This window comes from Cytobacillus firmus (genome assembly GCF_023612095.1).
Lineage (GTDB): Bacteria > Bacillota > Bacilli > Bacillales > Cytobacillaceae > Cytobacillus.
The window spans coordinates 2,411,667-2,423,203 of the sequence record NZ_CP086235.1 but is presented as its reverse complement, the minus strand read 5'-3'; the positions used below and the strand labels follow the sequence as shown (position 1 = coordinate 2,423,203).

Genomic DNA, 11,537 nt, shown 5'->3' with positions numbered 1-11,537 from the left:
TCATAGATTGCCCGAAATCTGTCATATATTGCAATTTGCCTACAAAAAACCCCGCATCTTGAATGCGGGATTTTGGATGCTACACTCCCCGCTTATTGCCCCATATATAGGTATGCAGCTGCGGAAGTACTTTCACATCTGTCAGCTCATTGTCATGAATCGTTTTTTCAATAAGCCAGTCATATTTATCCAGGAGTCTTTGGAGTAAATCCCGGTCATCTGCTGTTACCGTATCATCATTCCCAACCTGCAGATAAAACGGAACCCCTGGATAGCGCTTATGAACGTCTTTTGCATATTCATAATCCGCATCATCAAAAACAACGATCTTCAGAGAGAACTGCTGATCTACCCTTCTGCCGGTCTGCAGTTTATTCACGATCAGATCAAGCACTTCAAAGTCCGTATTCATGCCTGAACTCGGCGGCTTTGGGGACAGGGTCAGTTCATCAATTTCATAAAACCAATCCTGCCAGCGGCTTCCCTGTGTTTCGAGGCAGAGCTTAATTCGTTCAGCTTTTAGCAGAGAAATAAATTCACCTAAATTTTTCAGAAGAGCCGGATTGCCGCCTGAGATGGTTACGAAAGAAAATCCGTCCCCGCCGAGTTCTTTAAGCTCCTTCCAAATTTCATCCGGTTCCATCTGGCGGATGCTGTCCTTCGCACTGCCATCCCAGGTGAAGGAGGAATCACACCAGCTGCATGAATAATCACATCCAGCTGTTCGGACGAACATCGTTTTCTGGCCGATCACCATTCCTTCCCCCTGAATGGTCGGCCCGAAGATTTCCAGAACAGGAATTTTACTCAACCTCCATCCACTCCCTTCTGGCTTCCGCATAGCTTGTAGGAGTTTCAAAAAGGCGCACAAATTCTACTCTTGCTCCGTCATATTGCTCTTTTCTGTTTTGAAGGCTTTCTGTCATTTTTTCATAAATCCACACAACCATATTCTCGGCTGTCGTATTCATAGGTGGCAGCGTTTCATTGAGGTACTTATGGTCAAGGTATATCTCAATCTCATTTTTCCAGATTTCTTTTATGTCGCCGAAGTCAATCATTAACCCTCTGTCATCCACGAATCCGCTTATGCCAAAAATCACCTTATAGGTGTGGCCGTGCAGGTTTTTGCATTTGCCTTCATAGCAATGGAGATGGTGGGCTGAATCAAAAGTGAATTCTTTGCTGACCATTACACGCTTGTGGTGGTATTTCAATTGATCCGGCTTAATGTCTTCATTGATCTTTTGGAGTTTTTCAACAATCCTGAAACCGTACATGGCTTAAAGCTCCCCCTTTTCGCTGAGGTATTCTTCAAGGCCCTTTTGTCTTAAATGGCAGGCAGGACACTCACCGCAGCCATCTGCCGGAATGCCGTTGTAGCATGTCAGCGTATTTTTACGCACATACTCAAGGGCATCCAAGTCATCTGCAAGCTTCCATGTCTCAGCTTTATTAAGCCACATTAAAGGCGTATGGATCACAAACTGCCCATCCATCGACAGGTTCAGTGTGACATTAAGTGATTTTATAAACATATCCCGGCAATCAGGGTAGCCGCTGAAATCTGTCTCGCATACCCCTGTAATAATATGCCTTGCATTGATTTGACTCGCAAGCACACCGGCAAAGGACAGGAATAAAAGGTTTCTCCCTGGTACAAATGTGGATGGTAGTTCGCCCTTCTCTCCATCCTTTACTTCGATATCATCACGGGTCAGTGCATTTGGGGCAAGCTGATTCAAAAGGGACATATCAAGGATATGATGCCTGATTCCCAGATCTTTTGCTATATGCTGGGCACATTCAATTTCAAGCTTATGCCGCTGATTATAATTAAAAGTGACTGCTTCCACCTCGGCAAAACGTTCTTTTGCCCAGAATAAGCAGGTTGTACTGTCCTGGCCGCCGCTGAAAACAACGAGCGCTTTATCATTTTTCATAAAAAAATTCTCCTTTAACATAGAAAAACAGGACCACTAAGAAAGCAGACCTGTTTTCCTTAGTTTTTTAAAGAGGGTAGCTAGAACCTCTACCGTGTACACGGATTTTCTATTGAACTATCAGTTTATATTATCATCTTTACCGGAGTTTTAGAAGATGTTACTTATAATGAGATAAAAAGTTTTATAATTCTAAATCATGAAAAAGATTAATTTTCTGAATCTGCCTCCAGCAGGTCCCAGGCTGTAATGATGCCTTTTGGTTTTTCAGTCGGCTTTCCATTCTCGGTTACAATGATTCCTTCAAGCTTTTCATTTTTATTTCTGCTCTCCTCAAACATATCCTCCAAATCGAAAATGGAAGTATTCGGTGCGGCAAAGGCTATTTGGTGCTTCGATTTCTTGTTGAAAAGCTCTTTGATTTTCACCTTTTTCAGCTGAATCGTTTCTTCCGTAAAATGCTCAGCCATCCATTTTACGATATCTGCCGATGTTAGCAGCCAGGAATATTCCTCTTCGCGCGAATAAATGGGGAACTGGGAATGCGAAAATTTATTGATAATGGCCAGTACATCTGAAAGCTTGCCATCTTCATAAAAATAAAATACGGGTGTGGCAGCAATCGACATCGCGGTTTTGGGCTTTTCAAAATGGCCGGCAATCAGTTCAATTTTTTCCACCGTTTCCAGGTGAGGTTCTGCTATATAATAATCCAGATCAATTTTTTCATGTACAATAGCATTTCTCAGTTTGGCAAACTGATGTAAATCATCCTCATATAATCGAATCAGCGAATGGTTTTTCTGTATTTCAATCAGCTTGTAAAATCTGTCTGTTCGGGCTTGTTTAGCAGATTGTTTCAAGGCCTTGTGAATGCGGTTAAAGGCAGCCTCGAATCTTTCTGATAAGTTCATTTTTATTTCTGTACCCACAATAATCTCTCCCTAATTCATAATGTCCCTACTTTATTCCCATATTAGAGAACAAAATAAACTATGAAGATTCTGGTTCGCCTTCCGGCAGAATAATTTGCACAAATAGAATTTTCAATCTATTATATGATATTATATTGTTTAGCTGAAGACGTTGCATAAATATATAAGTTTACTAATATTTTTTTTCGTCTTATCGTGAATAAATATAGATTTCCCTTATTTTTGAAAAGAATAATATGTGTATTTCGTTTCGGTGAAAATGGATTTTTATTATTATTAAATAATATTTTTACAACCTTCAGTTCCTTACATTTATTTCGAAAGCAGGTGAAATAATGCTATACACTGTACATCCTTTAGGAGACAATGCTGTTCTAATTGAACTTGGGAACGAAATCAGTGAGGATGCACATCAAAAAGTGCAGACACTGACAGCCTTTCTCGAGAAACATCCTCCAGAATGGATGATAGAATACATACCAGCTTACACGACCGTTACTGTTTTTTATAATCCATTTGAGATCTATCAGCATTCAAATGGAGAACTTCCACTTGACTACATATGTTCTCTCATAAAACCGCTTATGGAAGAGCTGGGTGAAAATAAGGCAATGGAAGCAAGAGTTGTCGAAATACCGGTTTGCTATGGAGGAGAATTCGGCCCTGATCTTGATTATGTTGCCGAACATAACGGACTTACCCCTGATGAAGTAATAGACATTCACTCTTCAGGCAGCTATCTGGTCTATATGATCGGCTTCGCGCCAGGGTTTCCTTTTATCGGCGGAATGTCAGAACAAATTGCCGCACCAAGACGGGATACACCACGGTTAAAAATTCCAGAGCGTACAGTTGGGATTGCCGGGATGCAGACCGGGATTTACCCGATCGAGACGCCAGGAGGCTGGCAGCTGATCGGCCGCACTCCTGTTCAGCTGTTTCGCCCATTGGATGAATCCCCTACCTTGTTAAAAGCTGGCGATAAAATTAAATTCAAGCCAATCAGTCTGGAAGAATACCATCATTGGGAGGAGAGGGATCAATGATTAAAGTGTTAAAGCCTGGACTCCTTTCAAGCATTCAGGATCTGGGGAGAACCGGCTATCAGAAGTTTGGCGTCATAGCCAGCGGAGCCATGGATCCTTTTTCGCATCGGATGGCCAATCTGCTGTCCGGAAATGAGGAAAATGATCCTGCATTGGAAATAACAATGATGGGCCCAACCCTGACATTTGAAGAAGACACGTTAATTTCAATCTGCGGCGGAGACCTTTCCCCTTTGATCAATGGCCAGCCTATTCGGACATGGCGGTCCATTTTTGTGAAAAAAGGCAGTGAACTTAAATTCGGGGGATGTCAAAAAGGGTGCCGGGCCTATCTGGCTGTTTCCGGCGGCTTTTCCGTTCCGGAAGTAATGAACAGTAGATCCACCTACCTCCGCGCTGGTATTGGAGGCTTCAAAGGCAGAGCATTAAAGGCTGGAGATGTGCTGGAGACCGGCAAACCTTCCCTCCAGTCTTTGAAAATGGCGGACTATTTGTCTAAGCAGCTCCATGATAAAACTTTTGTGGAAAACGACTGGGGCATTGCTTCAAAACTCATTCCGGAAACTATAGGGAATCCGGAAATCAGGATTACCAGGGGACGTCAATTTGATTTATTTACCCATGAAAGCAGGATTCAGCTTTTTAATCACGCATTTGAGGTGACCGCCCAATCGGACAGGATGGGATACAGATTGAAGGGTACTTCCCTCGCGCTGTCAGAGCATGCTGAACAAATTTCTGAGGCTGTTAATTTCGGTTCCATTCAGGTTCCGCCGGATGGGAATCCGATTGTCCTGCTTGCTGACAGGCAGACAACCGGCGGTTATCCGAAAATTGGACAGGTTGCGGCTGTCGATCTTCCCCTTCTGGCGCAGGCTAAACCCGGGGACGCCTTACGGTTTAAAGAAATATCAAATGGACAGGCGCAGCAGTTACTCATAAAGAGAGAACTGAAATTAAAGGAATTAAAACAAGGGATATCTTTAAAAACCAGAGGAGGAAATTAACATGCACATTGTAGACATTAACTGTGATATGGGAGAAAGCTTTGGTTCCTACAAGATGGGACGCGATGAGGAAATCCTGGACCACATCACCTCAGCCAATATCGCCTGCGGCTTCCATGCCGGAGACCCGGCGACTATGCGAAAAACAGTCAGATTGGCGCTTGAGAAAAATGTTGGCCTGGGTGTCCATCCGGGACTCCAGGACCTGCACGGGTTCGGCCGCAGGGATATTAGTATTACACCTCAGGAAGCCTATGACCTGGTGGTTTACCAAATTGGCGCTTTATATGCTTTTGTTAAATCAGAAGGCGGTAAGCTTCAGCATGTTAAACCGCACGGCGCACTGTTCAACATGGCCTCAAAAAGCGCAACATTATCGGAAGCAATCGCAGAAGCTGTTTACAAAGTGGACCCAGAACTGATTCTGTTCGGTCTCTCAGGGGGCGAATTGGTTAAAGCCGGCAGGAAAATTGGCCTCCGTTCTGCCAATGAAGTGTTTTCGGACCGGACCTACCAGGAGGACGGATCGCTTACGTCAAGACGGGAAAGCAATGCACTGATTACAGATCACAGCGCTGCTGCTAATCAGGTAATCCGCATGGTCAAGGAAGGAAAAGTTCACTCTGTACAAGGCACTGATGTTTCCATTGAGGCCAATACGATCTGCATCCACGGTGACGGGGAAAGTGCTCTTGAATTTGCCCAGTATATTCCGAAGGCATTGAATGAAGCTGGTATCCAGGTGGCAAAAATCAGTGAGTTTTTGAAATAAAACTGGTATAGATGGGGTTAATGAAAAATTGGTGACTTGTTAAGCGCGGATCGCATTTATGGTGTAATAGTACCATTCATGCCGGATTAGGCAGCTCAAACGGCACTAATCACCATCTTCAGCGCGAACAGCATAATAAAATAACCATTAATTGAACTATTGGGGGAAAATGAATGAAAAAGCAATCTAATGCCAGTCTGTTGCTTGGCGCTGCTTTCCTTATGGCTACCTCTGCCATTGGACCAGGCTTCCTGACTCAGACGACCGTTTTTACAGAAACCCTGCTTGCGAGCTTCGGGTTTGTCATTTTAATCTCTATTATTATTGATATTGGTGCACAGATGAATATCTGGCGCATCATCGCTGTGTCTGAAAAACGCGCACAGGATATTGCCAATGATGTTCTCCCGGGCCTCGGGTATTTCCTTGCTGCCCTGATTGTCATGGGCGGATTGGCTTTTAATATCGGGAATATTGCAGGTGCCGGCTTAGGTACTAATGTTATATTCGGCATTTCGCCTGAATTAGGCGCCCTTTTAAGCGGAATTTTGGCGATTGGCATTTTTCTTGTAAAAGAAGCGGGAAAATTAATGGACCGCTTCACACAGATTTTAGGATTTGTCATGATTGGGCTTACTCTTTATGTCATGTTCACGGCACAGCCTCCTGTTGGTGAAGCTGTCGTCAAAACGTTTGTTCCGGATAAAATTGATATCCTGGCCATTATTACACTTGTCGGCGGTACGGTCGGCGGCTATATCACTTTTGCCGGCGGCCATCGCCTGATTGATGCAGGTGTCAAAGGAAAAGAAGCTCTTCCTGAAGTCACAAAGAGCTCTGTGAGTGCAATCGGGATTGCTTCCATTATGCGTATCTTCCTTTTCCTTGCAGCACTTGGTGTAGTGTCACAGGGGGTGGCACTCGACCCATCCAACCCGCCAGCTTCTGTCTTCCAGCTGGCTGCGGGCAATATTGGATATAAGATGTTTGGGGTCGTTATGTGGGCAGCCGCCATTACTTCTGTAGTGGGTGCAGCCTATACCTCAGTCTCATTTATTCGCACATTGAGCCCTTCTATTGAAAAATATCATAAATGGGTGATTGTCGGTTTTATTGCCGTTTCTACATTTGTCTTTGTTTTAATTGGAAAGCCGGTAAAAATACTGGTTTTAGTAGGTTCGTTAAACGGTCTCATCCTGCCGATCGCATTAGGTGTCATGCTGATTGCTGCCTATAAAACCAAAATTGTCGGCGATTATAAGCATCCGCTCTGGATGACTCTATTCGGAGTCATTATCGTGATTGCCATGTCTTACATGGGGGTTTACTCATTAATCAATGGAATCCCTGAGCTATTTAAATAAGCATGAAAGGAGATCTTGTTATGAACTCCCCTTCTCTATTGAATCCCAATGAGGCGCGGAAATTAATCCGCAGCAAGGTATGGGAGAAGCCGACAGCAGGAATGGCAAACGGCTTCATTCAGGCCAATCTTGCCATAATGCCAAAGGATCTTGCTTTTGAGTTTCTCCTTTTCAGTCAAAGGAATCCAAAATCATGCCCAATCATCGATGTGACGGAACCTGGATCTCCTGTCCCGATGCTCTCAGCTCCAAATGCTGATATCAGAACCGATTTGCCCAAATACAGGATTTATAAAAACGGTGTTCTCTCAGAGGAGCTTTCAGACATCACTTCTTATTGGGATGATGATATGGTGGCATTTCTGATCGGCTGCAGCTTTACATTTGAAGAAGCATTGCTGAAAAACAATATCCCTATCCGCCATATTGAGGAAAATCGGAATGTTCCAATGTATAAAACCAATATTGAGTGTGTAAAAGCAGGCCGGTTTGAAGGGCCAATGGTCGTGAGTATGCGGCCGATGACAGAGAAGGAAGCCATTCGGGCTGTCCAGGTGACAAGCCGCTTCCCTTCTGTCCATGGGGCGCCTGTCCATATCGGCAGCCCTGAAGCAATCGGCATAAACAATATACATCAGCCCGATTTTGGCGATGCCGTGACGATTAAAGATGGAGAGGTACCGGTCTTTTGGGCCTGTGGCGTCACTCCTCAGGCAGTTGCCATGCATGTGAAGCCGGAGATTATGATTACACATGCACCGGGACATATGTTTATTACTGATTTAAAAAATGAAGAGTTTTCGGTTTTATAGGAAAAAGGCGTCCATTGGGCGCCTTTTACTTTTTATGTTTTAAAAAATCCAATGCATCCTGGTGATCCTTTTTCATAATCTGCTCTATTAACGGGTCCCCCGGGATGACTTCCTTCTTTTTACTTTTGATAGTCCTGTAAACAGGCCTGATGGAGGATAGACTGCTTTTTACTTTCCATTCTCCATCCTCAAAGACTATTTTCAAATCGATTAGGCCGAGATGATTGCCCCAGTAGCCAGCCTGAACAGCAGCTGTTCCATTTATGGTCCCTGTCTTCAAGTCGATTCCCGGCACCTTTTGCAGCTCATCTTTGACAGGGAAAACAGAGTGGCTGTGTCCGAATAAAATGGCATCTATTCCTTGAACTTTGCTGAGTGCCTGAACTGAATTGCCCTTTTTTTCCTCCAGGCCTCTATCGGATTGGAGGCCGGTATGGGCAAGGGCCACAATGATATCCGCCCCTTTGCTTTTCATTATAGGAATAAAGTGCTCTGCCGTTTCTTTTATATTTTTCACTTTAAGGTTCCCGCGAAAATACTCTTTATTCCACTCCGCAACAATTGGAGTAATAAAGCCGATGACTCCGACATTCAGCCGATGCTTTTCTCCCGTTGTATCTGTCACTTCTTTTTCTATAATGGTGTAGGGATTAAAATAATTGAGGTCATCTTCCTCAAGCTGATTGCTGTCTTCCACATAGATATTGGCATTCACATAAGGAAAGTTGGCTCCCCTCAGGCTTTCTTCCATAAAATCAATTCCATAATTAAATTCATGATTTCCCACTGTTGCAGCATCATAAAGCAGCGTATTCATGGCCTTAAAAACAGGATGGACATTAGCCATATCCAGAGGATGGCTTCTATAGGCATATTCATCAAGCCCGTTGCCTTCAAGAATGTCCCCGTTATCGAATAAAAGGGAGTTAGGGGACTCATTTCTTGCCTGTTTAATCAGGCTGGCCGTCCTGGAAAGCCCAAACTCCACTGTTTTCCTGCGGTGTTCATAATCATACCCAATCATATTTCCATGTAAATCAGTTGTTTCCATCACGCGCAGATGGATAGTTGGCGGTCCTGAAACTTCAGCTTCCGTCTGGTTCCACACAAGCAGCAGGGCTATGAATGATAACAGCGTGATCGTATATTTTTTCATTCCCTTTTTCATTCCGAGTCCCCCAGACGATCAAAGATTAGTTTTCTTATTTTCTCTAGATGCAAGAAATTTAATCAGAGATTGGGGACTTAAGAAAAAGAAGAAAAAAAGGAAAATTTTGAAACCTTTTTGTCCTTTAATCGGTATGAAAAAATGAAAATAATATTAATCTTTATATAGTGTCTTGAATATGACTTTCTCCCACGCTTTCCACGTCAGAAGGTGTTTCAGGCGTATTCTTGTTCGGACTCCCTTACCTACCGGGTATCTGAGAGCAGGTTCTTTTTCCCGGATAATGTCCACTGCTTTTTTTGCAACGATCATTGGATCTTCGTAAAAGGGCTCTCCTTGTTCAAGGTACTTCTGTATTTTTGTCATATACGGGTAATAAGGCGAGTCGTTTTTCAATGAGGGTTCCGCGATCTTTTTCCCTGTTGTCCAAATGCCTGTCCTGAAAGATCCTGGCTCAATAAGCACCACATTTACTCCAAATGGCTTGACTTCAAGCCTAAGTGATTCACTCCAGCCCTCTACTGCAAATTTCGAAGCGGCATATGGCGATAAGCCCGGAAAACCGACTCTTCCGCTGATGGAGCTGATATTTATGATGGTTCCCGATCCCTGTTCCCGCATAAATGGCAGAACTGCCTGGGTTACGGCGATGGTTCCAAAGACATTTGTTTCAAACTGTTCTCTATACTCATCCAGCGGGATTTCTTCAGCAAATCCTGCTCCTACGTAGCCTGCATTATTGATTAATATATCAACAGAAGGCAATTGGAGCAGCAGGCTTTTAAAATTTTCAATAGAAGCTGAAGAAGTGATATCCAATTCGTGAATGGAAATCTGAGCAAGTGCTCCCTCTTTATCAGCTTTCTCCATTAATATTTTGCTTTTATCCAGTTTCCTCATGGTGGCTAGTACATGAAAACCGTTCTTTGCCAGCTCAATGGCCATTAATATTCCAAATCCGCTTGAACAGCCGGTAATGACTGCGTATTTTGTATTCAATACCTTCATCCTTTCTCCGGAACAAATTTTTTTATTTCGAATGTAAATAGATATATAATTAAATGTAAAAGTATTATAAAATAATAAATATATTGAAAATAAGAGGATGAACAAGTTGGCTCACATATTTATCAGCATTTTCCTGCTTTTATCCGGTTTGATTCCTTCAGTGCAGCAAAGCCAGGAGCAGATAGATTTCAATGACCTGGGAAGAGATGCCATTGTGATCGATTCACCAGCTCTGAAAAACCCTGCTTTTTGCAGTACACTGGTAACTGCAGTAAAAACTACTGCCAAAACAACCAATTTTAAAGTACGGCGCATGTATTTTCAGCCTCTTACATCTGCTGCATTCCATAGAAGCAATGAATACATGACACCCTACATGTTTCAGAGTAATTATCTCCGCATTTAATGGAACCCTGAAGAAACTTACTAAAGTGTGGAGGAATAGAATTGGAAACGATTAAATCACTATTTAATAATAACGGCTTTAAACGATTCATCATTTTTGGAATTATAGTTCTGGCTCTTTACCTGTCGAGAAGCATGATTAATTTAATCCTGATAACTTTTATTTTTTCCTTCTTGATGGATAGGCTCGTGAAACTGGTTCTATCGAGATTTAAACTGAATAGAAAACTGACAGTCGTAACCCTTTATATAGGAATTATTGGCCTGCTTTCTATCGGGATTATTAAATATCTTCCTTTAATAGTAAATGAAATTTCTCAGCTGTTTAAGCAGGTTGAAAGCTTTTATACTCAGAAACATGACAATCTTGTTATCACTTACATTGTACAAATGCTTGAAAGAAATGAAATTACGAAGTATCTCGAACAGGGCTTTGCGTTCCTGCTTCAATATTTTTCCGATATTAGTCATATTGCGATTCAAGTATTGCTGTCGCTTATCCTTAGTTTGTTCTTCCTGCTTGAAAAGCCTAAACTTATGGAGTTTACTTTAAAGTTCAAATACAGCAAAATGGCTGCATTTTATAATGAGATTTCCTATTTTGGAAGTAAGTTTGTGCAAACATTTGGAAAGGTAATTGAAGCTCAGGTGGTCATTGCCACAGTGAATTGTATCCTGACAACACTTGCCCTCTGGATCATGGACTTCCCTCACCTGATGGGCTTGTCTATACTTATTTTCCTTCTTGGTCTGATCCCGGTGGCAGGCGTGATTATTTCCCTGGTTCCTTTATGTACAATTGCCTATTCACTAGGCGGCTTCATCCAGGTGTTTTATATCCTCCTGTTAATTATGGTGATCCATGCGATTGAAGCCTATATTTTAAACCCGAAGCTTATGTCTTCCAAAACGGATTTGCCAGTATTTTATACGTTCATCGTCCTGATTTTCTCAGAGCATTTCTTCGGTGTTTGGGGATTGATTGTCGGTATACCGGTGTTTGTGTTTCTGCTGGATGTACTTGAAGTCAAGAGCAATCCTCCGAAAATACAGTAACTTGAAAAACACACAGTCATG

Annotated in this window: 13 protein-coding genes and 1 riboswitch; of the genes, 7 read left to right on the top strand and 6 right to left on the bottom strand. The window is 42.7% G+C overall.

The genetic code is table 11. The features are described 5' to 3' along the window. Positions 1–79 precede the first annotated feature (79 nt). From queE to LLY41_RS12280, 4 genes are all read right to left on the bottom strand, one after another. A complete protein-coding gene (queE, locus tag LLY41_RS12295; protein WP_304585484.1) occupies positions 80–811 on the bottom strand; it encodes a 7-carboxy-7-deazaguanine synthase QueE in 732 nt (243 codons plus the stop codon). Next, positions 804–1,280: a 6-carboxytetrahydropterin synthase QueD gene (gene queD / locus LLY41_RS12290; RefSeq protein WP_095242872.1), complete on the bottom strand. Its 477-nt coding sequence runs from the start codon at positions 1,278–1,280 to the stop codon at positions 804–806. The genes queE and queD overlap by 8 nt, the downstream gene beginning before the upstream one ends. Before the next feature lie 3 nt (positions 1,281–1,283). Further along, entirely contained in the window at positions 1,284–1,943 is a 660-nt protein-coding gene (queC, locus tag LLY41_RS12285) for a 7-cyano-7-deazaguanine synthase QueC (RefSeq protein WP_304585483.1), read from the bottom strand. Positions 1,944–1,996: 53 nt separating this feature from the next. Beyond that, a riboswitch (PreQ1 riboswitch) is annotated at positions 1,997–2,039 on the bottom strand. A 113-nt stretch (positions 2,040–2,152) separates the two neighbouring features. Next, positions 2,153–2,875, bottom strand: coding sequence for a CBS domain-containing protein (locus tag LLY41_RS12280; protein WP_286136977.1), 723 nt, complete (start codon positions 2,873–2,875; stop codon positions 2,153–2,155). A gap of 338 nt (positions 2,876–3,213) precedes the next feature. Here LLY41_RS12280 and pxpB point away from each other — a divergent pair, with 338 nt between their 5' ends. The 5 genes from pxpB (at position 3,214) to LLY41_RS12255 (ending at position 7,879) form a co-directional block, all read left to right on the top strand. Continuing rightward, on the top strand, positions 3,214–3,924 hold the full coding sequence (gene pxpB / locus LLY41_RS12275; protein ID WP_304585482.1) for a 5-oxoprolinase subunit PxpB: 711 nt from the start codon (positions 3,214–3,216) through the stop codon (positions 3,922–3,924). Further along, a complete protein-coding gene (locus tag LLY41_RS12270) occupies positions 3,921–4,931 on the top strand; it encodes a 5-oxoprolinase subunit C family protein (protein ID WP_304585481.1) in 1,011 nt (336 codons plus the stop codon). The genes pxpB and LLY41_RS12270 overlap by 4 nt, the downstream gene beginning before the upstream one ends. A gap of 1 nt (position 4,932) precedes the next feature. After that, a complete protein-coding gene (locus LLY41_RS12265; protein ID WP_095242881.1) occupies positions 4,933–5,703 on the top strand; it encodes a LamB/YcsF family protein in 771 nt (256 codons plus the stop codon). A 173-nt stretch (positions 5,704–5,876) separates the two neighbouring features. Beyond that, the gene (locus LLY41_RS12260; protein WP_095242883.1) at positions 5,877–7,067 is read left to right on the top strand and encodes an NRAMP family divalent metal transporter; all 1,191 of its coding nucleotides are present in this window, start codon (positions 5,877–5,879) and stop codon (positions 7,065–7,067) included. A gap of 20 nt (positions 7,068–7,087) precedes the next feature. After that, positions 7,088–7,879, top strand: a complete 792-nt coding sequence (locus LLY41_RS12255; protein ID WP_095242884.1) for a putative hydro-lyase — start codon at positions 7,088–7,090, stop codon at positions 7,877–7,879. A 25-nt stretch (positions 7,880–7,904) separates the two neighbouring features. Here the strand turns inward: LLY41_RS12255 and LLY41_RS12250 are convergent, their stop codons facing one another. Then, entirely contained in the window at positions 7,905–9,047 is a 1,143-nt protein-coding gene (locus LLY41_RS12250; protein ID WP_095242885.1) for a metallophosphoesterase, read from the bottom strand. Positions 9,048–9,200: 153 nt separating this feature from the next. Next, complete coding sequence (locus tag LLY41_RS12245) at positions 9,201–10,046, bottom strand: SDR family oxidoreductase (RefSeq protein ID WP_304585480.1); 846 nt, start codon at positions 10,044–10,046, stop codon at positions 9,201–9,203. Between the two features lie 106 nt (positions 10,047–10,152). Here LLY41_RS12245 and LLY41_RS12240 point away from each other — a divergent pair, with 106 nt between their 5' ends. Together LLY41_RS12240 and LLY41_RS12235 are read left to right on the top strand one after the other, a co-directional pair. Beyond that, positions 10,153–10,461: a hypothetical protein gene (locus LLY41_RS12240; RefSeq protein WP_304585479.1), complete on the top strand. Its 309-nt coding sequence runs from the start codon at positions 10,153–10,155 to the stop codon at positions 10,459–10,461. 41 nt (positions 10,462–10,502) lie between these two features. Continuing rightward, a complete protein-coding gene (locus tag LLY41_RS12235) occupies positions 10,503–11,516 on the top strand; it encodes an AI-2E family transporter (protein WP_095242888.1) in 1,014 nt (337 codons plus the stop codon). Positions 11,517–11,537 lie beyond the last annotated feature (21 nt).

Coding starts and splice junctions, on each gene's coding strand:
- queD (WP_095242872.1), bottom strand. CDS start 1,280: ATGTACGGTTTCAGGATTGTTGAAAAACTCCAAAAGATCAATGAAGAC.
- queC (WP_304585483.1), bottom strand. CDS start 1,943: ATGAAAAATGATAAAGCGCTCGTTGTTTTCAGCGGCGGCCAGGACAGT.
- pxpB (WP_304585482.1), top strand. CDS start 3,214: ATGCTATACACTGTACATCCTTTAGGAGACAATGCTGTTCTAATTGAA.
- LLY41_RS12270 (WP_304585481.1), top strand. CDS start 3,921: ATGATTAAAGTGTTAAAGCCTGGACTCCTTTCAAGCATTCAGGATCTG.
- LLY41_RS12265 (WP_095242881.1), top strand. CDS start 4,933: ATGCACATTGTAGACATTAACTGTGATATGGGAGAAAGCTTTGGTTCC.
- LLY41_RS12260 (WP_095242883.1), top strand. CDS start 5,877: ATGAAAAAGCAATCTAATGCCAGTCTGTTGCTTGGCGCTGCTTTCCTT.
- LLY41_RS12255 (WP_095242884.1), top strand. CDS start 7,088: ATGAACTCCCCTTCTCTATTGAATCCCAATGAGGCGCGGAAATTAATC.
- LLY41_RS12250 (WP_095242885.1), bottom strand. CDS start 9,047: ATGAAAAAGGGAATGAAAAAATATACGATCACGCTGTTATCATTCATA.
- LLY41_RS12240 (WP_304585479.1), top strand. CDS start 10,153: ATGAACAAGTTGGCTCACATATTTATCAGCATTTTCCTGCTTTTATCC.